General features: G+C 31.3%; 21 protein-coding genes. 10 read left to right on the top strand and 11 right to left on the bottom strand.

All coding sequences use genetic code 11. The features are described from left to right. Positions 1-245 precede the first annotated feature (245 nt). The 3 genes from FLAPXU55_RS11445 to FLAPXU55_RS11435 all read left to right on the top strand — a co-directional run bounded on the left by FLAPXU55_RS11445 (position 246) and on the right by FLAPXU55_RS11435 (position 2,543). Positions 246-617, top strand: a complete 372-nt coding sequence (locus tag FLAPXU55_RS11445; protein ID WP_053471192.1) for a nuclear transport factor 2 family protein — start codon at positions 246-248, stop codon at positions 615-617. A 179-nt stretch (positions 618-796) separates the two neighbouring features. Continuing rightward, positions 797-1,738, top strand: a complete 942-nt coding sequence (locus FLAPXU55_RS11440) for an aldo/keto reductase (RefSeq protein WP_235992031.1) — start codon at positions 797-799, stop codon at positions 1,736-1,738. A gap of 187 nt (positions 1,739-1,925) precedes the next feature. Further along, positions 1,926-2,543, top strand: a complete 618-nt coding sequence (locus tag FLAPXU55_RS11435; RefSeq protein WP_180857762.1) for a TlpA family protein disulfide reductase — start codon at positions 1,926-1,928, stop codon at positions 2,541-2,543. A gap of 288 nt (positions 2,544-2,831) precedes the next feature. Here FLAPXU55_RS11435 and FLAPXU55_RS11430 read toward each other — a convergent pair whose 3' ends face one another. Continuing rightward, entirely contained in the window at positions 2,832-3,527 is a 696-nt protein-coding gene (locus FLAPXU55_RS11430; protein ID WP_180857761.1) for a LytR/AlgR family response regulator transcription factor, read from the bottom strand. Beyond that, positions 3,524-5,134 (bottom strand): histidine kinase, encoded by a 1,611-nt coding sequence (locus FLAPXU55_RS11425; protein WP_235992030.1) that lies wholly within the window; start codon positions 5,132-5,134, stop codon positions 3,524-3,526. The genes FLAPXU55_RS11430 and FLAPXU55_RS11425 overlap by 4 nt, the downstream gene beginning before the upstream one ends. A gap of 164 nt (positions 5,135-5,298) precedes the next feature. On the opposite strand from FLAPXU55_RS11425, the gene FLAPXU55_RS11420 reads away from it, so the two are divergent. From FLAPXU55_RS11420 to FLAPXU55_RS11410, 3 genes are all read left to right on the top strand, one after another. Further along, positions 5,299-7,674 (top strand): outer membrane beta-barrel protein, encoded by a 2,376-nt coding sequence (locus tag FLAPXU55_RS11420; protein ID WP_180857760.1) that lies wholly within the window; start codon positions 5,299-5,301, stop codon positions 7,672-7,674. 73 nt (positions 7,675-7,747) lie between these two features. Next, positions 7,748-8,275 carry a GNAT family N-acetyltransferase gene (locus FLAPXU55_RS11415; protein WP_180857759.1) on the top strand — a complete coding sequence of 176 codons (528 nt, stop codon included), beginning with the start codon at positions 7,748-7,750 and terminating at the stop codon, positions 8,273-8,275. A gap of 103 nt (positions 8,276-8,378) precedes the next feature. Beyond that, entirely contained in the window at positions 8,379-9,077 is a 699-nt protein-coding gene (locus FLAPXU55_RS11410) for a DUF1826 domain-containing protein (RefSeq protein ID WP_180857758.1), read from the top strand. Between the two features lie 317 nt (positions 9,078-9,394). Here the strand turns inward: FLAPXU55_RS11410 and FLAPXU55_RS11405 are convergent, their stop codons facing one another. From FLAPXU55_RS11405 to FLAPXU55_RS11370, 8 genes are all read right to left on the bottom strand, one after another. Continuing rightward, on the bottom strand, positions 9,395-9,985 hold the full coding sequence (locus FLAPXU55_RS11405; RefSeq protein WP_180857757.1) for a hypothetical protein: 591 nt from the start codon (positions 9,983-9,985) through the stop codon (positions 9,395-9,397). 151 nt (positions 9,986-10,136) lie between these two features. After that, positions 10,137-11,000, bottom strand: coding sequence for a hypothetical protein (locus FLAPXU55_RS11400; protein WP_180857756.1), 864 nt, complete (start codon positions 10,998-11,000; stop codon positions 10,137-10,139). 85 nt (positions 11,001-11,085) lie between these two features. Continuing rightward, positions 11,086-13,740 (bottom strand): hypothetical protein, encoded by a 2,655-nt coding sequence (locus tag FLAPXU55_RS11395; RefSeq protein ID WP_180857755.1) that lies wholly within the window; start codon positions 13,738-13,740, stop codon positions 11,086-11,088. Positions 13,741-13,745: 5 nt separating this feature from the next. After that, positions 13,746-14,216 carry a DUF4280 domain-containing protein gene (locus FLAPXU55_RS11390; RefSeq protein WP_180857754.1) on the bottom strand — a complete coding sequence of 157 codons (471 nt, stop codon included), beginning with the start codon at positions 14,214-14,216 and terminating at the stop codon, positions 13,746-13,748. A 46-nt stretch (positions 14,217-14,262) separates the two neighbouring features. Then, positions 14,263-14,619, bottom strand: a complete 357-nt coding sequence (locus tag FLAPXU55_RS11385) for a PAAR-like protein (RefSeq protein ID WP_180857753.1) — start codon at positions 14,617-14,619, stop codon at positions 14,263-14,265. Between the two features lie 50 nt (positions 14,620-14,669). Then, positions 14,670-15,842, bottom strand: a complete 1,173-nt coding sequence (locus FLAPXU55_RS11380) for a LysM peptidoglycan-binding domain-containing protein (protein ID WP_180857752.1) — start codon at positions 15,840-15,842, stop codon at positions 14,670-14,672. Positions 15,843-16,055: 213 nt separating this feature from the next. Beyond that, positions 16,056-16,460 carry a helix-turn-helix domain-containing protein gene (locus FLAPXU55_RS11375; protein WP_180857751.1) on the bottom strand — a complete coding sequence of 135 codons (405 nt, stop codon included), beginning with the start codon at positions 16,458-16,460 and terminating at the stop codon, positions 16,056-16,058. Positions 16,461-16,648: 188 nt separating this feature from the next. After that, positions 16,649-17,002: a winged helix-turn-helix transcriptional regulator gene (locus FLAPXU55_RS11370; RefSeq protein ID WP_180857750.1), complete on the bottom strand. Its 354-nt coding sequence runs from the start codon at positions 17,000-17,002 to the stop codon at positions 16,649-16,651. An 84-nt stretch (positions 17,003-17,086) separates the two neighbouring features. Between FLAPXU55_RS11370 and FLAPXU55_RS11365 the strand changes: the two genes are divergently transcribed. The 4 genes from FLAPXU55_RS11365 (at position 17,087) to FLAPXU55_RS11350 (ending at position 19,610) form a co-directional block, all read left to right on the top strand. Next, positions 17,087-17,881: an SDR family oxidoreductase gene (locus FLAPXU55_RS11365; RefSeq protein ID WP_180857749.1), complete on the top strand. Its 795-nt coding sequence runs from the start codon at positions 17,087-17,089 to the stop codon at positions 17,879-17,881. Positions 17,882-18,085: 204 nt separating this feature from the next. Continuing rightward, positions 18,086-18,646 (top strand): hypothetical protein, encoded by a 561-nt coding sequence (locus FLAPXU55_RS11360; protein ID WP_180857748.1) that lies wholly within the window; start codon positions 18,086-18,088, stop codon positions 18,644-18,646. A 190-nt stretch (positions 18,647-18,836) separates the two neighbouring features. After that, entirely contained in the window at positions 18,837-19,004 is a 168-nt protein-coding gene (locus FLAPXU55_RS11355) for a hypothetical protein (protein ID WP_165590681.1), read from the top strand. A gap of 99 nt (positions 19,005-19,103) precedes the next feature. Then, positions 19,104-19,610, top strand: coding sequence for a PRC-barrel domain-containing protein (locus FLAPXU55_RS11350; RefSeq protein WP_053471206.1), 507 nt, complete (start codon positions 19,104-19,106; stop codon positions 19,608-19,610). 203 nt (positions 19,611-19,813) lie between these two features. On the opposite strand, the gene FLAPXU55_RS11345 is transcribed toward FLAPXU55_RS11350, so the two are convergent. Continuing rightward, complete coding sequence (locus tag FLAPXU55_RS11345; protein ID WP_235992029.1) at positions 19,814-22,498, bottom strand: S8 family peptidase; 2,685 nt, start codon at positions 22,496-22,498, stop codon at positions 19,814-19,816. Positions 22,499-22,903: the final 405 nt, after the last annotated feature.

Genomic DNA, 22,903 nt, shown 5'->3' with positions numbered 1-22,903 from the left:
TTATTGAAAAACAATGTCAAAATCAAACATTCCTACGGAACGTAAACCATTATTGCAATATAATTTTTTTACCAATGAGATGTTCCTACAGAACAAAGAAACATGTAAAATAACAAAAAGGTTGTTTTGTCATCTATTTAAGAAATAATGTAATTTATAAAGGATTAAATCTATGTTAAAGCTTTACCTGCATTTCATTATTAGTTTGTAATTTGTATAACTGTTTAATTATTAAAAGATTGATTATGGAAACGCAAATTATTGAACTGGAAAAAAAATATTGGCAGGGAATGGAGAATCACGATTACGAAACGGTAAAACAGCTTACATATTTTCCTTGTATAATTGCCGGCAAAAATGGTGTACAAAGTGTCGATGAAGCCAAATTTAAAAAGATGTTTGAATCAGGCGATGGTGATAAAATAAAAGTATTAAGTATTTCTGATGTCGAAGCAAAGTCGATTGAAAATACTGCAATAATAGGATACGTAATAGAATTAGGAATACAAGATGCTAAAGAAAAAGCTCCTGTAAAATGTGCCTGTACTTCGACCTGGATCAAACAAAATAATAATTGGGTTTGTGCTTTGCATACTGAAGCTGAGTTGTCTCAGTAATGATTATAAAAATAATTTAAATGCATTATAAAAACTCTAAATCATTGATTTGGAGTTTTTTTTTATGGTAAGCGTTGATATCCTAATAATTAATTTCGCATTGAAAAATTAATATTCTATTTAAAATATAATATATACTTTTATTAGCTCATTTAAATTGACTAATACACTAAACTATTATGAATAACCAAAACCAAAAAAATGAAATAAACCGACGCAGATTTTTACAAAGCACTGCAGCTGCAGGAATTTACCTGGGTCTATTTGGAATGCCCAATCTATTCGGTAATGAAATAATGGATAATAATGCTAAAGAAATTACAAATGTTAAGCTGAACAATAGCGTAAAAATGCCGATCCTTGGATTTGGAACTTACGGATTAAGAGGTGAAGTATGCCAACAATCTGTAGCAGATGCTTTATCAGTAGGTTACCGCCTTATTGACACTGCAAAAATATATGGAAATGAAGAAGCAGTAGGCAAAGGAATAAAACAAAGCGGTATTAACAGAAAGGAACTTTTTGTTACCTCAAAACTATGGGTTGATGATGCCGGTTATGAAAATGCAAAAAAAGGTTTTGAAGAAACACTGACTAAATTGGGACTTGATTATCTTGATCTATATCTTATACACCGTCCGAGAGGTGATGTAAAAGGATCCTGGAAAGCAATGGAAGAACTTTACAAAGCTGGAAAAATCAGGGCTATAGGAATAAGTAACTTCGATTCAAACCAATTGGCTGATCTTTTGTCTTATGCTCAGGTAAAACCAGTTATAAACCAGATTGAGACACATGCTTATTTTCAGCAGGGAGATGCGTATAATTTGTTGAAAAAACATAATATCCAGATGGAGGCATGGGCGCCTTTTGCAGAAGGACGCAATGAGCTTTTTACAAATGAAGTATTCACTCAAATTGCCAAAAAGCACAGTAAAACTGTTGCTCAGGTAAATTTGAGATGGCATTATCAACTCGGTATTGTTGCCATTCCGAGATCTTCCCAAAAAGCACACATTGTAGAAAATCTTGGGATTTTTGATTTCAAACTAGATTCTGGAGATATGAAAGCGATTGAAAAGCTGGACTTAAATAAAACCCAGTTTCCAGAATGGAGTTAAGTAATGATATAGTAACTGTATTGCTCTGATCATATATTAAAAAAGCCTCTTTAATTAGAGGCTTTTTTTATGTTTTTTGAGCATTATGTATACCAGAAAATAAGAGTTATTGTAAAAACTGGTCTATTAACAAGTTAGCAATCCTAACTAATTTTGTACTATAACTTAATGAATAATTATTTCACCAATGTCAAAATTTCATCTCAATATTCAGAAATTAGTTCAAGGGGAATTTAAAATACAAAAGGTAAATATAGCATTTGTATTTCAAGTAAACTGCCCGGGGTGTTTTATATATGGTATTCCTATTATAAATAATCTTTACAGATTATTTAGCAGTAATGTTGGCTTTATTGGGGTAGCAACTGCTTTTGAAGACTTTGAATACAATAACGAAGCAAACTTAAAACTTTTATTAGATAACGGTACATTAGTTGGAGAAACCAAAAAATATTTTAAATCAAATTATGGACTTTCTAACTATTCAGAAATTCCAAAATTTCCTGTAGCTTTTGACAGTATTATATCTTCTGAAGAGTTAATAAACTCAGATAAGATTGAAGTAATTTGTAATGCTATTCCAAATTTTTCAAATTTTTCAGAAAAAGAAAAAGAAATATTACTGATGAAAATAAAGTCATATTACTCTGAGATACCTTTAATAGCAGAAACCTTCACAATTAATCAATTACAAGGAACTCCTTCTTTTATTATTTTTGATGACAACTATAATATTTTAGGACATCATTTCGGTCATATAAATGAAGACACACTAAAAACCAGATTAGAACATTTCTTGTCTTAATTCATTTTTTTAGAATTATTTTTCCCTCTTTCCCAGAAATTCTCATGAACTGAAAAAGCGGCCAAAGCTTTAACAACTCTTTTGGCAATATTATGACACTCTTAAAAAATATCTCTTTCAGATACAAAATTGACAGTTTCCTATAATTAGCTTATCACACAGCCAGAAAGGTAAGACAGACTTACCTGAAAAATAGTTTATAATATTAAAACATTTGGAAAATAAAGTTTATCTGATTTTTTTTTTAAAATAACATGTCTGAATCTGAGTAATTATTCAAACCAAAAACTAAATCAATTTATGCCTAATTTCTTTATATTTTGAACGCCCCACAGGCAATAATTCCCCACTTTTAAGTAACATATTATATTTTCCGCCGGCTTCAACAATCAGTTTATCTGCTTCCTGCCAGCACAGAATATAGGATTTATGAATTCGCTCGAATTCAACCGGGAGGAGTTTTTCTAATGATTCCAGAGATTTATCATGCAGTTCTACACGGCCGTTTACTAAATGTAGTTCAGTATAAATTCCTGCGCCTTTTATATATCTTATGTCTTTAATTGTGATCAGTTTAATTGTTTTTGATTTTTTTATGGCTAAAAACTGAATATCCTGACTATTTGTTTTTTCCGGTGTTGTAAAACGTGTAAAGGCCTGAGCCAATCTGTTTGCATCAAATGGTTTCGGAACAAAATCCAAAACGCCATAATGAAATGCCATAATCGCTTTATCTGTATAAGCAGAAATAATAATAGTTTGAAAAGATTTTGCGACAACGGTCTGCAGCACTTCAAATCCGTCCTCGCCATTCAAATTCAAATCGAGAAGCAGTAAATCAATGGACTGTTTTTCGATTGTGTTTAGTCCGTTTTCAACAGAATCGCTAAGCAGAATCTGAACCTCTTTATCAAAAAAATCACGGGTCATTCTTTCGATTCGTTTAGCAATTCGGGCTTCGTCTTCAATAATTAGAATTTTCATTTTTTATCAAAAATTTTAATTGTTGTACACCATCCTTCTTCTATAGCAAAAGAGTCAAATTCCCAATTGCTGCCATAACTTTCATTTAATCTGGCTTTGATGTATTTAAAACCTGTTCCGTTGCTGTTTTCTTTTTTTCTGTTTCGGTTTTTTGCCAAGGTTAGCAAAGTATATTGTTTGTATTGTTTTTCTCTGGTAAAACTTAAACAGAAAGTAATACAGCCTTGTTTTGGAGGAAAACTGTGTGTGATTCCGTTTTCTATAATGGTATGAATAACTGCAGGCGGAATTTCTTCATTGGCATCAATATTTTTTTCTTCCCAATTATAACATACTTCTTTTCGAAAAGACATTACTTCTAAATGTTTTCGGCATAATTCGATTTCCTGCTGAATAGGAATCAAGGTATCCTCTGCAATAGCATTCATAATATCAAATTCATCTGCCAGTGCCCGAATAAATACAACGCCCTGCTGCGGAGATTCTTCGATCCAGTCTATCAATGAAGTCAGTGTGTTACGCAGAAAGTGAGGCTGAATATTTTTCTTAACCAGTTCTAGCTGTAATCTCGATGAAAGCAATAGCGAAGCATTATGAGCTTCTTCGAGCGCTTTTGCCCGGATAGTATGCAGATAAAGCATTGACAGGACAATAATCGTAAAGGCTATAAACAACCCAAAATCATAAAACATATATTTATTTACAATTACACTTGCCAGTAAACCAATCACTACTATTAAACCGCCTTTAATTTTTCTAAATGCCGCATCGATGGCAATAATTAATGAGAGAGCACACATGGCATAACTAAAATAGATGGCCGTGTAATCGTAATGACCATAGTAAACAAGATAAATTGTTAGAAGACTTACAATTAAAAGAAATAAAAACAAGCGTTTTCTTTTAAAACTAAACTGCAGCATAAAATACCAGGGAACCAGTATTGAAATTACAAATGTCAGTAAACCGACAGTCTGCAATCGGGTATAAAAATGAGTATACGGAATATCGATATAAAATTTCACGTATTCTATAATAAGCAGGCAGAAAAAGAGCAGACAGATTATTCCAAAAAGTAAAACCGTTGCTTCTTTACGAGTACTGTTTATGTAGAGAAAAAAATAATAAATAAAGGCAATAAGGAAAGCACCTGCCATAAGGTTCATAAAAGACATGACAACAAGCGGAGCACGATGAAGTCTTAAAAAGCTCTCGAGTTTTAAGCCGATGCTGCGATTTGCATCCCGAATTTTAGATTGTGTTCCAATTACCGTAACAATGTGTTTGCCTTTATTAGCCAATTTTTCGGGTATTTGATAATAAGTCAGTTCAGTTCCCGGAATTTCAGGCTGGCCTGATTTTGCCATTTTACCGTTGCTTCCCACAAAAACACCATCCCAATAAACATCAAAAGAGCCAAAAGCAGTTACCTGTAAACCTAACGGAGTAGATTTATTTTCACGTTTAAGGATTTCGATTTCTATTGGAACTTTAAAAACAGAGTTGTCGGATTTGCCCAAATAATCATGAGGACGATTTTCATCATCAACATAATACGTTACATCCGATTTCACGTACTCGGTATATTGTTTACAGGATGAAAACATTAGCAATAATAAAACTATAAAAAAGGGCGATCGATACATGAGATAAAGATAAAATAAATATCGAATACAGAAATGCATTTCAAAAGCTCTTAGAGCCGTTTGCATGTTTTAAAAGGTAAGATTTTATTTTATAAAGTAATCTTGTATCATCAAAACCAATAAATATGAAAACCTTAATAACCAGTATTTTAATTTTATTTATTCCGATGTTTAGCCTGGCGCAGAAAGCAGCTGTTTCGGGCAAAGTTCAGGACAATACAACTAAAGAAGCGATTCCGTATGTGACAGTTTCCATTCAAGATAATACCTCAAAAACAATTGCAGTTGGCGTAACAGACGACCAAGGTATATTTAATCTTGAAGAGCTCCCAAGCGGTAAAATGACCATTTCTTTTAGTTATATCGGATATCAAAATTATATTCAAACATTCGAAATCATTTCGGGGAAACCAAAAACAGAATTAGGAACTATTCTTTTAAATGCCGATGCTGTGCAATTAAATGCAGTTGAAGTTACAGGACAAAAATCCAGCGTGAGTTTAAAACTGGATAAAAAAGTTTTTGAAGTAGGTAAAGATGTGCTTTCGCAGAATGGCTCTGCTCACGATGTTTTAAACGGAGTTCCTTCGGTAACAGTTAGTCCAACGGGTGGAATAAGCCTTCGTGGCAACAGCAGCGTATTGGTATTAATTAACGGACGCCAGTCTGGTTTAACGCAAAGCAATTCACTCGACCAAATTGCAGCCGACCAAATTGAACGCATTGAAGTAATAACGAATCCTTCGTCCCGATATGACGCTTCGGGCTCGGCAGGAATTATCAATATTATATTAAAGAAAAATAAAAAAAGTGGTTTCAGCGGTCAGGTTCGATTGGTTGCCGGATCGCCAAATGACAGCCGACTTAATCCAAGCATCAATTTTAAATCGGATAAAATCAATATTTTTTCCAATTTTGGTATACGTTCTTCGGATTACGTTGGATTATATACTACAAATCAGTCGACTATGAATAACGGTTCTCCAAAATACCTTAACCATGTGCAAAATGAGGATCGCCACGACGACGGAAAATTGATGTATCTGGGTGCTGATTATTATATTGATGAACATCGCACTATTACTGCAGCTTTTTTAAAAAATGCCACGACAGATGATGATAAAACCCGTTTATTGTATGATTACAGCAATGCAAACCATGTACAAGACAGTCTTTTAACAAGACAAGGAAAATCATTAGAAAAAAGAGATTACAACCAATTTGAGTTTAATTATACCCAGACTTTTAAAAAACCTTCAAAAAAATGGACTATCGATGTTCAGTACGATTGGTGGAACAGCGATAAAAAGTGGGATCTTTCAACACAGCGTATTTATCCGGAAACGCAGGCTTATCCCGGTATTAGAACCAACTCAATAGGAAGCAGTAAAGATTTGCTTGTGCAGACTGATTTTGTTCAGCCAATTGATTCTGTTTCTGTATTTGAAATGGGTGTTAAAACAGAGATTCGTAAAGTTTCCAGTCAGTTTTTGGCAGAGCAGGAACAGGGGAATGTTTGGTCGATTTATCAAAATATTGACAATGATCTGGATTATACCGAAACCATTTCAAGTGCTTACGCGCAATACAGTAACAAATTTAGGAGATTTAATTATATGTTTGGGCTTCGTACAGAATTCACCAAAATTGCTATTACAGATATTAAAAACACTTATAACGATGATAAAAAATACAATAGATTATTTCCAACCGTTAATTTAAGTTACAAGTTTGAAGGATCTACTTTGCAGTTAAATTACAGCAAACGAATTAACCGTCCGCCTTTATATGCTTTGTACCCTTTTAACGAGCTGACCGATTTGAATGCGCAATATGTTGGTAATCCTGATTTAAATCCTTCTTATTCTGATGTGTTTGAACTGGGTTTTCTTAAAGCATGGAAAAAGCTTACGCTCAATCCTTCCGTTTATTATCAATGGGAGAGTGGTTATATTCAGGATTTTACGTATCGTGAAAATGATATATTTTTTACAACGCCTATTAATATTCAGCATGAAATACGAAGTGGTATAGAACTTTCGACCTTATATAATCCGTTAAAATGGCTTCAGGTCAATTTAGAAATGAATTTTTATCATTTTACGCAAAAAGGAAGTTATCAGGAAGAAAATCTTGATTATAACGGACAAACTTTTACCGGACGTTTAAGCAGTCAGATTAAACTGCCATCAAAATTCAGTTTTCAGGGACGTTATAACTTTCGCGGCGCGCAGCAAAATGCGCAGACAAAAAACGATGCATTGCAATCGCTTGATTTTGGTTTAAGCAAAATTTTTTTAAAAGATAAAGCTACCATTGTATTTGATGTTTCAAATGCTTTTGACTTACGCCAAAATAAAAGCACAACAACGGGTACAGATTATTATATTACCGAAAACAGTATTCCAAATGCAGCCCGCTACAGACTTAGTTTTGTGTATCGTTTTAATTTAACAGACCCAAAAGCAATCAGGCAGGCGAGTAGTGCTAATCGTAATTAATACGGCTGTAATTTATTTATTATATGCTTACATTTGCGTTTCTATTGAAAATCAAGATTGAAACTATTAGCACATGATAAAAGAACCTGAGTACAAAATTTGTTCAGAAGATGATATTCCGCAGATTTTGGAAGTATATAAGCAGTCCTATAAAGAACATTATCTCTATTTATGGACTGATAATGGTGAAAACTATATGAACACCAGCTTTACAAAAGAAAAAATAATTTCAGAAATGAATGTGCCCCAAACTCAGTTCTATCTCATTTACGATCAGGAATTAGCTATAGGCGTATTAAAAATTAATAATAATAAATCTGCAGAAGGAAAAAAAGATACTAATGCTTTAGAAATCGAGAGGTTGTATTTTCTAAAAGAAGCTGCCGGGAAAGGTTTAGGAAAAGCTACTCTTAAAATGGTCTTACAACTTGCGGCTCATGAAAATAAAAAAACGATTTGGCTCAAAGCAATGAAATGTTCAGATGCCTTAAAGTTTTATGAAAAGCAAAATTTTAAAGTGACAGCCGAAATGGATTTGACGTATCCTTTTATAAAAGACGAATTAAAAGGTATGGTTGTAATGGAGAAAGAGGTCAAATAATTTTTGACTTTAAAGTTTTTTTAATTTGTGATTCAGCAGAAACTATGGCTGTATCATTTCTATTTTTTATTAGAGAAGTAACTTAATCTCTTAATATCATATTATGAATAATATATTTTCTGAAAACAGCCAAATTGGAGTTGTATCTACATTCTCAGATCTTGTACATACCAATTTCAAGGGAGAAATGAATGCGTTATGCTGGCACAGAAATTTAGATGGAGATTTTAACGAAATTGTAACCAAATTATCTTTAAAAGAAAATATAACAGAAGTTTCTCCCGAAGATTTAATCGCTCTCCAACTTTCAGAAAAGGGAAATACAGCAAGGGAAATAATTTTAAATGATTTGCAATTATTAACTGATTTTGGCGCTTCGCCTTCTCTTAATTTACTGAAGTGTTATGAACGTGATGATGAATTTGATTTCATTTCGACCGATGTGTATTCGTTTCATGTTGATCGTTCGCCCATAGCAACCGATACTTTTTTATGCACTTATCACGGAGCGGTAAGTGATATTGTTGCTAATTCGCAGGCAGAACAAAAAATCCTGATTCCAGAAATACGAGAAAAGCTAAAAGAGCTGCACGATGGACCAGCAGAAGAATTCGAAGACTTTTTAACAGAAAATTATTTTGATTTGCATTATCAGGTACATGAAGATGCAGAACCTGTTAATTTAGGTTTAGGACATCTTTGGCGTCTGGCTGTTGATCATCCAAAACAACAAGTGCTGCCTTGTATTCATAGAGCGCCAATAGAAAATGATGGTGAATATAGGTTGTTGTTGATTTGTTAGGGACAAATTGGTTGCACTTGATTTATCTCCATCATTTTTATTAAGTATAATTTCTTCTAATTCCCTAATTGTTTAAACCTTGAAGTCCCGATCGCTCGGATATATACAACGATAGCGCGGAAATTCTTTCCGTGCCCGTTCCTAATATTAATAAAACTGGATTTTCTATTTTTTTAATCTTTTAAGATATACTTTGCGGGCACGGATTACAAATCCGCGCGATCGGGATTCATTAGTTGAAATTGTATTAACGTGCATTTAAGACCCATTTTACCATAAACAAAAAACTTCTTATCTATCTTTATTAAAATGTTTCTTTAAAAAAAACTTTTTGGTAATAACGAATAAAATAAAAAACAAGCATTAAATAAATGATAGAAAATAGCCGTAAATACCAATCTTGAATTTGAATTTCCCAATTCCTTATATCCTAAATATTGATCAAAAAATCCTGTTAGAGAAAAACAAATAGTTGCTATAATTACCCAAACAAATACAACTCCAATAAGTTTTAACAGTGCATTTTCTCTGTTTTTTCCGATTGCAAATGCAATGCTAAAAATTTCTATCAGAATTGCTATCCCATATTTTAGCAACTCAAAATAATCAAATTTCAAGCTGTCATAAATAAATAACATAAAAAAAAGACAAAAAATAGGAAGCAATATTTTCTGCAATAAGAAGTCTACAAAATTTAAGTTTCTATTTTTTTCCTTTTTTGCTATGTTAACAATTACTGTAACAGCCGACATAACTAAGAGTGTCGAAAAAAGTATTAATGTAAAATTTGAAATTAATTTCTTATCTAATTTATTAAGCATAAATGCCTCCAAATAAACAACAAATAAATAAAGACTATTTACTATTGATAATACTGGAACTACATAAATTATTCTTTTTATTACCATGTAGATATTTCTCCTGAAAAACATTTAATCTTAATAAAAATTACCAGAAGCATTCCTAGTAAAGCCGCTATAAAAACCCAAAATATTAAATGACAGCCTCTAAGACTTTTTATTTTTAAATTATTATGGGGTAAAGAAGGTGCTTTTTTCACTACCAAACTTTTAATTCATTACTATTATACGGCATATAGAGAATTGTACATCTAATTGATCCATCAACACCTGTTTCAGTTTCAAACTCTACATTTAGTATCTCTTCTCGATCTTTTTTTCGTCTTAATATTACTAATTTGTTATCAGCACTAAAAGTCATTTCATAATCTTCAATCGGATATACTTTTCTGTTTTTAACATCTTTTCTAATAGGTTTTATATCACTGTTTTCTATTTTATCTTCAATTAATATTTCTTTTTTTGTAAAATATAAATAGGACATTGTTTTTAAATCACTACGCTCGATTTCTTTAAGAAAAGATAAGCCATCGCCATTTACTAATAATTCTCTCAATTGATTGTACTTTTTTACTACTTTTTCTTCTATATCTGGAACTTTAGATAAATCTTGAGCCGTGTCTAAATCTTTACTAAAATCCCAAGGAACAATAGCCTCAAATGGTATCTTAAGCTCAAAATAAGGTAGTTTTTTACTCCCAATGTTTTCTGGCAACTCTACGTGTGATAAATTTGTATACGTATCTACACCATCATTTTTGTCTTTTGCGTATTTTAATTTAATATCTAAATCAGCATTATCTGCAATAAATTCTTGTCCCTCTTTAGGATAGATCTGTATTTTCACAATTTGATTACCCGATTTCAGGATGTAATCATTTAAAAATAAAGGAGTACTTGCGCCATCATTGTCAAAAAAAGTAATCCAATGTGGTATCTCATTACAAGAAACCAATACCCTACAATTGTTTTTATTTACTTGCAATACATACAAAGGTTTTGTGTCAAATTTTTCTATCTTATCATACATTTTATCTTGATAAGTGATGATCTCTTTTTCCATTTTTTTTTGTTTTTTTAAAATATCTTTTGGATTCTGGGCACAGCTATTAAAACAATATAGACTTATGATGCAAATAATTGTTTTTTTAAAGCACATATATTTTATCCGATTTACATATATCCTTGTAGTAATCAACAAGATCAAATTTTTCATTTAAACCATAATTTTTTGGTTGCTTTTTCTTTCTATGAATAGTCAATTTCCCAACTACTTTTAAGGTTATCCCTGTAAAATCTGCACTGAATTGCTGATACATTCCCTTTTCATCTCTTCCTCCTGTGGCTGTACCAACAAACCCACTTTCCACTTCTGCAGATAACTGACCGTCAAAACCAGTTTTACTTATTTCTTCTCCTCCAGCTTTATCAGATTTTGTGTAAATCACCTTTTCAATACTTGCCTTTATTTTAAATCCTAATTCAATCCCTAGCAATAATGAGATTTTAACATCCGTTTTATCATTAGACGAATTAATAAAATCTATAGTTTGTCTTAAATCAATCTTTCCTTTTACATATAAATTAAAGTATAATTCACTATCAATTTTCACAGGAGTATTATCACTTAACCATTGTGCACCAACTTTAACGTATCTTAAAGCAACTAATACAGGTTTCACAACTGGTATGTAATCTGCGGCAGCAACCAAGTCAATTCCTCCTTTACCCTGTATTAATGGCTCAAATCCAAACTGTAAATTTCCTATACATTTGATTTTCCCATCTTTTTTATCCATATCCCAATACCATCCTCCTCCCAAACGTATTGTAGGAAAGCTAAACTCTATAAAAACAGGGAGTTTAGAACCTATCACATTTTTATCTTTGAGCGTTTGCATTGCTTCTTGTGCTTTACCTTTTACAGCTTCATCTCTATGAGATAAAGAATCTAAAACTTCTTTTACACTACTAAGTGTAGATAAGATTACATTTAGTTTATCTTCAATTGTAGCACCATAGTCAAATGAATTAGCACCATTATTTGTACTAGCTTTTATATGCAATTCTCCAGTAAAATCTTTAGACATCTTTTTTGCAGAAACGCCAGTTTCTCTTGCTTTTTTTTGATGTATTTCGAATATGTTTTTTCTTGTAGGTTTTCCATTTTCTGTAACAATAGGATCTCCAAAAGAATCTTTATCACTAGGCATTCCTGTATGAGAAAAACTTTCAGAGGTCTTTGACATAATCAAAATATAAGCTTCCCATTTTATATCGGGCACAGTTAATAGATTTATTTTATGCTTATGCCTGCATGTATTTGCATCAATATTGATTTGAGGCAAATCCTTCAATTTAGAATCTGTCAGAAAAAAATAATCAAATAATTTTATTTTATCATAATCAAAATACGCAATTCCTTCAATACTTTTAGGTTCATGTTTAGTAATAGAAATATTTTTAGAAAGCTTCGACTTATCAAAGGTGAAAATATTTTTTCCATGATCTTCGGGTTTGTCTTTGTATATACATTCCTCGGTATCACTCTCTTCGTCAACTTTAATCGAGAATTTTTTAGGGTCAGATCCTAAAATTAATCCTACTTCAATATTAGGATTTTCGCTTACCCCTGGATCTTCTTTATAGAGTTCTTGTTTTTCGGTTTTATCACCCTTTTCGTATTCTAAATTAATTCCAGTATACTGACAATGATGAAAAGCCCCTACATTTGTTTCTACCTGTCCAACCAGCACCGGTTTATTACTTACTTCTTTTTCAGCGGTTAGTATTAAGCTATTTGCATCAACATTTAAATAGTTTCGTTCAAAACCTTCAAAAAAAGTATCTGTTTGCTTTGATTTTATTGTGCAGAATATTTGTAAGTTACTGCCAGCCAATTTCTCCCAATTTGCATCTATTAGAACCTCTAGTTCAATTTTTTGTACATATTGCTCTTTTTCTACTATATTATCAGTATTGATTTCATTACTTTTAGTTAACAAATCAGATACTCCTTCTTTACCTATCTCATTTTTTTTTATTTTAAATATATTTACTTCACCACGAAAAGTTTCTGATTCAAAAGCATTAAGGACATCGTTAGGGTCAAACAAGTCTCTGTCTATTAACTGTATATCTACCTCTTGTCCGTACATAGCCCGAGTATAAATATGCAAAATCACTTTAGACATAAAACCAACACTTCCTTTTATAGGCTCATAGTTAAAATCTGTCCATTCGGCTCGTATAATTTTAGGTGTTCCGTATGCCTGTACATATATTCCATAAGGAGTATTGCCAACTGCACCTTCTTTTTCGTGAAATGCTTCCAGCCAAGCCATACCACCGCCTTCTAAAAGTTTTGGGAATTGAATACTTTGCTTACCCGTATTTTTTATTTGATAAATTCCTTTGGTAAAAGACTTATTATGAGAAAGATTATTATAATCTAACTTTGATCCCACTAACTGCCAGCACCAATTTACATCATTATATTTTTCTTCGAGCGCTTGAATAGCTTTATTTGCTTTTTCCCAATCCTGCATATTAGCATTATAGTTCTCTTCTAATTTTTTTTTGTCCCAGCCTTCTTCTGCGTGCTGTTGCCATTTTTTTACAGCAAAGTCTCTGGCAGTATTTTTTCTTTTTTCTAATTTTTTTATTTCTTTTTCATCTTTTTCATATTCCGCTATAGTTACAGAAAAAGTTTCCGCCTGTTCTAAAACAAGGCTTCCCATCGCTTTATCATAGGTTTCTCTAAATGTTATTTTAGGAATAATATGCAGTTTATTATCATCCATACTATTTAAATATTAGGTATTTGTAATAATCCTATCTCATCAATGTTTAAGTTTAATGCTGGGTTAATTACTTTAATCACTTCTGGGTTAGCATTTTTAATATTCTGTTTGGTAACTTCTGTAATCTGCCCATGATTAATAATTTCTATACAAGGACTCCCTGCTACTGCACAAGTAGCTTTACTGTTTTCTAATAATGGTTTGCCATTATTGTCTTTTAATGTAACTTTATCATAAAAGTTTTCCCATTTTGTAATTGTGGGCTTACAAGGATTATTGTTCATTTTTGCACAACTGCCAAAAGTGTTTTTTTCAAAAGTTTGTCCAATATCTTTGTGAGTTGCTGTTAATTTTGATTTTCCTTTGGCATCGTTTATAAAACGTTTGGTTTGTGTTTTTACTTTCAAAGCATCTGGAGTTGTACCAAACTGGCACTTGCATGTTGCTCCCTGACATACTAAATGTACTTCGCTCATCTTCTGTTTTTTTTGATTAGTTGAAATTATTTATTTAAAAGCCTTGTTATTTTAAATCAGTAGCCACCAGCATACCATCAATTTCTGCTACGCAATTTTGTCCTGCATCTGTAATTGACAACATTCCTCTTTCTTTGCAAAACAATACTGACTTTGTTGTAATATATTTGCCTTCTGTAATACCGCAATTTGCTGGCTCTCTCCAAGTTTTATCTAATGCTTTAAAAACACAAGCTTGTTTACGAACTGTGCAAAAAACAAAACCGCCAATATTTAAATTACTTTCAAGCACCGGATTTTTATCATCAATTGTACATCCATCATATGGTACTTCTAAAAAAGTGGAATCTGCACTACCGTATTCACAATTTATTTTTGCTCCGTCTACTACTATATAATCCATTATCTTTTACAATTAAAAATTACTAATTAAACTTTTAAACCTAATTACGGTTAGGTTCCCCAAAACGTATCCCAAAAACCTTTTTCTTTTATTTCTTTCTCATTAATAACTTCTGCACTCCAATCTATTTTTCTCGATATTGGATTTAATATTTCTTGTTTAGTTTTTTTCTTAATTCGCTCATAAGTTTCAAACTCTATGGTAGATACAACATCACTATTCTTTCTTGAATTTATAAAGCCAGTAATAGAAAATATGGTTTTGTTGTCATGATGCAGTTTGTATAGAAAATGCATATTACTAGTGTTTTCTTCTTCTAATTTTCCAATTTCAAAGTCACATTTCTTTAAGTCATTTTCAAAATTTTCTGAGTCATTTACTAACAATTGCTCAACACCTTTTCGTGTTAGACAAATTTTAGATGTCGAAGTCTGGAATTCATCAATAATTTGAAGTGTTTTTATTTGAGAGTCAGTTTTGGCAAATGATAGATCTGAAGTATATTTTTGGTATATAGGCGCAAAGTAAATTTGATAAAAAGGATGCTCGTGAAAGCTTCTTTTTAATAAAGAGGCCGACATTATGTTTTTTTCGAATGAAGCAATTAATTTATCTATTTCATTCCCGCCTTTAAAATATTCAAGGATAGAAGGTTTTATTATATCCCATCTTCTTTGGATCTCATCGATATTAACTATATTCTCTATTTCGCCTTTATCATTTAAACGCAATAAAACTGGATATAAAGCCTTCGAAATTCTGTCGGCTAGTTTCTCTATTACTAACTCTGGCTCTTTGTTATTGATGTAAACTTGATTTATTTGAAATTTTACAATAGAAAAATTTCCATCTCTTTTTAGGAATTCTATTTGAGATGTAAAATGAATTTTATCTTTTACTTGATTATTTTCTTTGTACTGTATTATAGTTCCGTAATCGAGTTTCAGATTTTCTGTAACCAGTATCCTCAGATGATTTTCTGGATTAGTAAAAACTTTTTTAGTTGCGCTATTTTTAGCCTTTTTAGATTCTACATATTCCTCTAAATTTGGAAGCAATATGTATTCAACATGTCGAATAGGAAGTCTAAATTCAACCAAATCACGCACATCGCAATATCGATTATGATATGTTCTGATTTCGACAACAGGAATTCCAATTTTTGCAGCAATACTTTCTATTGTATCTCCACGTTGAACTTTATATTTTTTAAAATTATTCATTTGTTATAAATATTTAAAATCAAATATAAATAATATATTACAAAATAATGTTAAAAAACTAGTCTATTTCTTATAAAAATAAAAATGATATTGTGTTTAAATTAAAAAAAGAGACAGAATTTGTTGTATACAACAAATTTTGTCTCTTCTACAAAATTAAAATACTATTCTATTTATTTTAGGATTTACTGTAAAATAAGAATTATCCTGAAATTATTTACCAATCAATTTTTCAAGCCTCACCATCATTTCATCTTTCTCCTTTAACATACGCTCATATAAAGCAATTTTTTCTTCGTGAAGTTTTTTTAACTCCTCAATCGGATTGTTATTAAAAACTTCAATTTTGTTATTGAACATTGCATTATCTGAGAAATTACAAGAAATTAAATTCACTGCCTGTTCTTCATCAAAATTCTGAAAAGCTTCAACAGGAATTTTTAAAATAGCAGAGATTTGTTTCAGCAGTTTTTCTTCAATAACATCTTTCTGTTCCAGCAAAGAAATTTTCTTTTGGTTCCAGTCTTCGCCCAGATCATAAGCTAATCCTTCCTGCTTTATGTTAAGCATTTCTCTGAAGCGTTTTACGTTTCTTCCCTGATGTATTTTCTGTTCCATAATGAATATCAATTTTTCTGAAGACTCAAAGATAAAGCCATTTTGCTTAAAAAGCCTGAGTTTCAAAGATAAAAAAATATCCCATAATACATCTATTTTGTCAGATATTATACCATTTCTATTCTATTTTACGTCAATTTATGGTATAATCCTAATGTGATATGAAATAGAAGTAATGCAATATGAATTTATTTTGCTATAATTTGAGATCTGTGTTTTTTCCCAAATGTAATTAAGGCATTTATAACAGGCTGCGTTTCAGCAGCATGCTTGGTAAGTGCGTAAGTAACTGTAACTGGCTTCGTATTATTTACTGTTCTGGTAATAAGTAAATTATTTTCCAGATCCTGTAATTCTTTAGATAGAACTTTGGGAGAAATACCTCCTACAGAATTTGCAAGTAAATCTTTAAATCTTTGACTTCCATAGATGTATAAACTCAAAAGAATACAAAATTTCCATTTTCCGCTAAGCAATTCGAGAGAATCTTTTAATGCCAGCATATTTTCTTTGCTGGTTTCTATGCAAACATTTTCATCCATAAATAGTAACTTTCCTAAAGGTAATTGATAACAAAAGTATAGTAAAAACTATATAGATTTGAATTTTATTAAAAATATTTTAAAATGGAAATCAAATCAAATTACAATACCGAATTAGAAGGTAAAATTGCCTTGGTTACAGGCGGAACAAAAGGAATTGGAAAAGCTATTGCTGAACGTTTGTACCAAGCAGGTGCAGTCGTAATAGTTACGGCTAGAAATGAACCTGAATTAGAAAACACTAAGACTCATTTTATTGCTGCTGATCTTACGGTTGCTAACGATGTTTTAAAACTGGAAGAACAAATTGCTGAAAAATTTGGCACTATTGACATTCTTATTAATAATGTTGGCGGACTTACAACACCGGGTGGCGGCTACAAAGTATTAACTGATTCACATTGGGAGAATGAGCTGGAGCTGAATCTGATTTCAGCAATACGTTTAGACAGAACTTTACTGCCTAAAATGCAAGAAAAGAAAAGCGGTGTAATTATACATATTTCCTCTGTTGCAGGAAAACAGGCTTTATGGAATCTTAATCTGGCTTATGCCGTTTCTAAAGCTGCATTAAACAGCTACAGTAAAGCCTTGTCAACAGAAGTAGCTTCTGATGGAATACGCGTAATTACTGTTGCACCAGGCGCTACTAAAACTCCGCCAATGTTAAAATTTGTTGAAGATTTTGCTCTTTCATCAGGAATTAAAAATGAAGATGCCGAAAAGGAATTGATGAAACATGTTGGTGGTGTACCAATGGGTAGAATGGCTGAACCTGAAGAAGTTGCGGATCTTGTTGGTTTTTTGGTTTCACCAAGGGCATCTTATCTAACAGGTTCTATTTATGCAATAGACGGAGGAAGTCTTCCTGTTATATAATAATTTTAAAGCATACTTTAATTGCCGGGATACTATTATCCCGGCTTTTTTTATATAATAGTTTTGAATTAAAAAAACTGAATTTTCTAAAAGATAAAAACATCCCATAATACATCAATTTTGTAAGATATTATACCTATGTTTAGAATAGGTTATCCTTTTTAAAGAATAGAATTTCGCTAGATAATTTTAAATCTCATTATTATGAAAATGAATAAAATATCCTACGATACAGGATTTTGGGCAGGGTTTGAGGCAGGAAATCCATTTAAGGCAGTTGAAGCCTTTTTTGACTTTGCAGTTCTTGATTATTATAAACAAAATTTAAGTGAAGCGGTAATTTACAGTTATAAAAGAAAAGTGCACAAAAAAGAAAATCCTAGTGATGTTTTTGTTTTATATACAGCTTTCAGTTTTTTTATTAAGGTGTGTTACTGTCTACAAAAGAAAAGTAAAAAATGGAAAATTACAGCGTCTTTGGGTAGTGAAAAGGTTTATCATTTTTCATCCCTAATAAAGGAAGAATACAATAATCCTTTTATTGTATTTCAAAAAGCATTTGATGAAAAAACGCTTGAAGAATTTGAATTATTTCTATTTCAAATCCTCGAGCATTCCTTGTCTCCAGATATTGGAGATCCGGAATCTGACATAACTACGCCTTATATTCATTTAATAAAAATGCTCGATGCAGCAGAAATTATAAGAGAAAGGGGCGTTGAAAAAATCAGGAAAAAGGATAAGATAGATTTTGTAACGGAATAAATAAAACATAGCGATCACTGAATAAATTTCTTTTTTTAAAGGCTTATTAATCTCCTGTAACATCATCTTTTCAATTTTTTTCTACTGGGAATTGTATAACTTCTTGCTGAAATTAAATACTTCATAGTCCGTTGTCATTTGTAACTTTATTATCAAGTTAAAATGTTGATAATCAAAAAAAACATAAATTATGGCAGAAATTAAAATTGAGAAAAAAAAGCCAGTATGGCCATGGATTGTAGCTGTTCTGTTAATCTCAGCAATTATATATTATATCTTTTTGAGAGATAACGAGGTACAAAGTGAAAACAACGTACAAATCGAAAACACTACAAGTACAGATAACACGACAAACTAAATGCATTTGTTGTAAAGAGGTAAGGGCTGACATAAGTGAAAAAGTTTCCTGCAGCAAGACTTACCAGAAAAAATAAATTATAACATTAAAAAAGAAAGTATGGAAAATAAAGAAAGAAATTTATACAGACTCGACGAACTTTCTGATTACAAAATTGCTTCTAACTATTCTGATGTTAGAGGTTGGAAAATAGTAGATTCTGATAACCGAACTATAGGCAAAATAGATAATCTTTGGGTTAATAAAGATATGCAGCGCGTTGTTTATCTGGATGTTAATTTAGATAAAGGATTAATAGACGACAGCCGCAATGAGGTGCATGATGCTATAGCAAACGAGAATGGAAGAGAGTTTATATATAAAGACGGAGACAGCCATATTATTATACCAATTGGATCTGTGAGTATAAATAAAGATACTAAAATTGTCATGGCTAACAGTATAGGATATGATACTTTTAGAAGCACAAGCAGATACAACAGACAACATAATTTTGACAGGGATTATGAAAGAAATGTGCTGAAATCCTATTATCCTAAAAATGAGTCCGGTTTTGACAGTGATGATGATAATTTTTACAATCAAAGAGAATTTGAAAATCACTAATATTTATATTCCCTTGGGATTTTAATACAACGAATTCGAAACCTTATTAAAAAATCAATTAAAAAGATCAAATATTTAAAATGTTTGATCTTTTTTTGATACTAAGAAAACCTCAACATCGATTTTCTCTTATCCGTGATAATAAGAAAGATATAAAAAGTTCATTTAGTTAAAAATGTGTTATTCTAAATTCCATAAATAGCTTAAAAAACTGCAATTTTCCCTGTTTGAATTCCGCCCGAACTTGTGATTATTTTGTAGATATAAATTCCCGAAGCCGTATTTTTAAGATTAATGTTATTGATTTTAGAAATTAGGGGAGAAGTAAATGTATTTTGTCCGCTCATGTTGTACAAATAAAAAACAGCGTTTTCGTCTTTTTTGGCTTCGACAAATAATTCTTCGTTCTTGCCTAATAATGTAGGATGGATAAAAAATAAATCATCGCCTAAATAATTGGCATCAAGAATTGAAGAACTTATTATAGTATCGTTTTCTAAAATTATATTTATTTTATATCGATTACTGCCTTTTATGGGCGTGCTGTCGATAAAAGAAAATGTTTTTGAATCGATGTTATTTATGGTGTTAATGACCTCTTCGGTATTGTTAGTTATTTTTACCAGCTCAATTCTTTTAATATTGTACAAACTAAAAAGACTGGCATCAATTTTTACTTTATCCTCCTGATAAATTTCTGCCAGAGCCAGCTCAAAATAACAATTTGAGTTTGCGGCATACTGTAAAGTTGACTCACTTTTTATTCCTTCGCTATTGTCAAATATCGGAGTAACAGTATAAATTTTTCCATCTGTATAGGTATAATTGGCGTTTGTTGTTTGTTCTTTAAATTCTAAATTATCTCCTGTGAGCTGATAAATATTAAAAGAAGCAACATTGGAAGGTTTTTGCCAATAAATTTCTGTTGTGCCATCACAAACTAAACTGGTACTGATATTTAAATCATAAGAAATAATAAAACTGTCAGAGATATAATCAGTAGTACCAATGGTCATTTTTAATTTTGCTTTTGAAAATTTTTGTTCAGAAGGAGTATAGAGAAATTGTTCAGAATCCAGATTAATATCATTTGCGATAATTTCCCAAGTCTGCCCATTATCGTAACTAATAGACAATTCTCCCGAAGTACCAGAAAAAGAAGCATCCCATTTAAAAGGTGAAATAGTTTTACCATCATAAGGGAAATTATCATTTGCAACGGGGTAATTCCATTCAAATTGATTTTTCAACTCATATTCATAAGCAATGCTGTATTGCTGAGAAGTATTCGAAACGTATGAACCCTTGATATTTATTGTATAAGATCCTGATATGGGGTTTTCAATAGTAATTTGTTCTATAGTATTAAGTTTGTCTTTTCCTCTAATAGCTTGCTGTTCTGGAATATCAGGGTTAAGAATCCAGGGTAAAAAAGCAGTGTTGTCAGCAGCGATAACTTCAAGGTCTAAATCGTTAACCAAACTTATATTACTGTTGATTTCGGCAGGCACATCATTCCAAACTAATGTAATTTTTAAGTTTTCTGCATTTTCCGGAACATTAATAGTGTGTGCATTTGTTTGTCCAGATGTCAAAGCGCCGGATATAATTCTATTTTCGCTAATGGTTTTTAGGCATTTATCCGTATTAATATTACCATAACCATAGGTAAAATCAGGGCCTGGATTGCCTAAATCTTTGGCACTATTAATTAAAATAGCTTTTGTAGTGGCATTGTTCAGAGGCACATTGTTGATGTTTTTATAATGTTCTTTCATCAGCGTAATAATTCCTGTAGCCAATGCCGTAGAATTTGAAGTTCCCTGTGTACTAAACGCGACTAATTCTGGTTTTATTCGGCCGTCATAAGCCGGGCCTTTTGAAGAAAAAGGCATAATTACTTCGTTTTGATCAATACAGCCTAATACGATACTATTTTTAGATTGCTTAAAATTACCGGTTATAGATTTATAACCCTGAAGACCGGTATTTCCAGATGAAAAGCAATGGGTCAAATCTGAATTTGAAAATAATTGAGCGTCATAAGCATTAGCAAGCGAACCATAAAAATTTTCAATTTCTGTACCGTAAGAATGGTTTTGAGTGGCGGCTCCTTGTAACGTCGCTATTTCATCAGGATAAATATTCAAAAAATCTGATGATAATATTTTTGCCTTTTGCGCGACGCCTTTTCCTAAACCAGAACTATTTCCTAATCCGCAGACTATAGTGGCCATAGCCGTTGCATGGCTCGATACAATATTAGATTGTGTGGTGGAAATAATGTGCTTATTTAAAAGATCAAAATCATTTATATCAAAAAAATCATCTTTGATTACTGCAGTTTGATTTTCACCCTTTAAAAGAGGAAAATCAGCATGGGCTTTATTTATATAATTGATACTAAAGTTTTGATCTATTATTTTAGATTCAGCTTTTGGCTGCAGCGATTCTTGCGAAATAGACGATACACTGTTCAGAGCTATCACTTCATTAGTGATTTTTTGGGAATCACTTTTTATCATTACAAGATGGTTATCGAGTATTTCGATTCCAGAAATGTTCATTGATTTCAAGTCTGTAATTAACGCTTTGAGAGAATCTGTTGCTATTATATACGTTTTGTCTTCTTTATGATTTGAAAAACTGGAAGGTAGTTTCCATAAATTGTTAACCGCGAAAATTTTTTGTGAAGATTTTTGAAGTCCTGTACTTTGATTTTCAACAATGCAAAAAGTATTGTCTAATTTTTTTACAACCTTGTAGTTGTTGGAATGCGCATTTGCTAAAGACGTAAAATAATATTTTTCAAATTTTCTTTCGGTTTCCTTTTTTATGTATTGTTTCCATTTATCAGAGCTTTGTGAGAGACTGATTGTCGTTATCATAAGAATGAAAAAAGTAATTTTTGTCTTCATTTAGATAAAGCAAAGATGAAATTTATACATAATGATTTCTATTTGAAATAATTATCTGTCGTGTGTAAATCAAAGTTATTAAAATATTTGTAAAAAAAATATGATTTTTTATTTCCTACATAATCTTCAATATCGGCAGGAATGATATTCTCTTTTGAAGCCGGTTTTATATTTTAAATGATATGCAAAAACTGTGAAATCATTTTTTAATACATCCAAAACAAAATAAAATTTCAGAATAATTTTTTACGCTTAACAACCTGATTTGTATTTTCTTACTGATTTTACTGGGTTTGCATTAATATGAGATAATTTTTGTTAAAAACATTTGTTAAATTTTTATAACAAAAAGTGTTAATTTTGTTAAATAATTAT

It is taken from the genome of Flavobacterium panici (assembly GCF_903819335.1).
Lineage (GTDB): Bacteria > Bacteroidota > Bacteroidia > Flavobacteriales > Flavobacteriaceae > Flavobacterium > Flavobacterium panici.
Note: the sequence above shows the minus strand (reverse complement) of the source record. Positions and strands in the feature narration are given on the sequence as shown.

Excerpts from the sequence above, each read along its gene's own strand:
- FLAPXU55_RS11400 (WP_180857756.1), bottom strand. The coding sequence starts at position 11,000 with ATGGAAAAAGAGATCATCACTTATCAAGATAAAATGTATGATAAGATA.
- FLAPXU55_RS11365 (WP_180857749.1), top strand. The coding sequence starts at position 17,087 with ATGGAAATCAAATCAAATTACAATACCGAATTAGAAGGTAAAATTGCC.
- FLAPXU55_RS11435 (WP_180857762.1), top strand. The coding sequence starts at position 1,926 with ATGTCAAAATTTCATCTCAATATTCAGAAATTAGTTCAAGGGGAATTT.
- FLAPXU55_RS11405 (WP_180857757.1), bottom strand. The coding sequence starts at position 9,985 with ATGGTAATAAAAAGAATAATTTATGTAGTTCCAGTATTATCAATAGTA.
- FLAPXU55_RS11440 (WP_235992031.1), top strand. The coding sequence starts at position 797 with ATGAATAACCAAAACCAAAAAAATGAAATAAACCGACGCAGATTTTTA.
- FLAPXU55_RS11420 (WP_180857760.1), top strand. The coding sequence starts at position 5,299 with ATGAAAACCTTAATAACCAGTATTTTAATTTTATTTATTCCGATGTTT.
- FLAPXU55_RS11385 (WP_180857753.1), bottom strand. The coding sequence starts at position 14,619 with ATGGATTATATAGTAGTAGACGGAGCAAAAATAAATTGTGAATACGGT.
- FLAPXU55_RS11355 (WP_165590681.1), top strand. The coding sequence starts at position 18,837 with ATGGCAGAAATTAAAATTGAGAAAAAAAAGCCAGTATGGCCATGGATT.
- FLAPXU55_RS11380 (WP_180857752.1), bottom strand. The coding sequence starts at position 15,842 with ATGAATAATTTTAAAAAATATAAAGTTCAACGTGGAGATACAATAGAA.
- FLAPXU55_RS11425 (WP_235992030.1), bottom strand. The coding sequence starts at position 5,134 with ATGTTTTCATCCTGTAAACAATATACCGAGTACGTGAAATCGGATGTA.
- FLAPXU55_RS11345 (WP_235992029.1), bottom strand. The coding sequence starts at position 22,498 with ATGATAACGACAATCAGTCTCTCACAAAGCTCTGATAAATGGAAACAA.
- FLAPXU55_RS11410 (WP_180857758.1), top strand. The coding sequence starts at position 8,379 with ATGAATAATATATTTTCTGAAAACAGCCAAATTGGAGTTGTATCTACA.
- FLAPXU55_RS11430 (WP_180857761.1), bottom strand. The coding sequence starts at position 3,527 with ATGAAAATTCTAATTATTGAAGACGAAGCCCGAATTGCTAAACGAATC.
- FLAPXU55_RS11360 (WP_180857748.1), top strand. The coding sequence starts at position 18,086 with ATGAAAATGAATAAAATATCCTACGATACAGGATTTTGGGCAGGGTTT.
- FLAPXU55_RS11350 (WP_053471206.1), top strand. The coding sequence starts at position 19,104 with ATGGAAAATAAAGAAAGAAATTTATACAGACTCGACGAACTTTCTGAT.
- FLAPXU55_RS11370 (WP_180857750.1), bottom strand. The coding sequence starts at position 17,002 with ATGGATGAAAATGTTTGCATAGAAACCAGCAAAGAAAATATGCTGGCA.
- FLAPXU55_RS11375 (WP_180857751.1), bottom strand. The coding sequence starts at position 16,460 with ATGGAACAGAAAATACATCAGGGAAGAAACGTAAAACGCTTCAGAGAA.
- FLAPXU55_RS11415 (WP_180857759.1), top strand. The coding sequence starts at position 7,748 with ATGATAAAAGAACCTGAGTACAAAATTTGTTCAGAAGATGATATTCCG.
- FLAPXU55_RS11390 (WP_180857754.1), bottom strand. The coding sequence starts at position 14,216 with ATGAGCGAAGTACATTTAGTATGTCAGGGAGCAACATGCAAGTGCCAG.
- FLAPXU55_RS11445 (WP_053471192.1), top strand. The coding sequence starts at position 246 with ATGGAAACGCAAATTATTGAACTGGAAAAAAAATATTGGCAGGGAATG.
- FLAPXU55_RS11395 (WP_180857755.1), bottom strand. The coding sequence starts at position 13,740 with ATGGATGATAATAAACTGCATATTATTCCTAAAATAACATTTAGAGAA.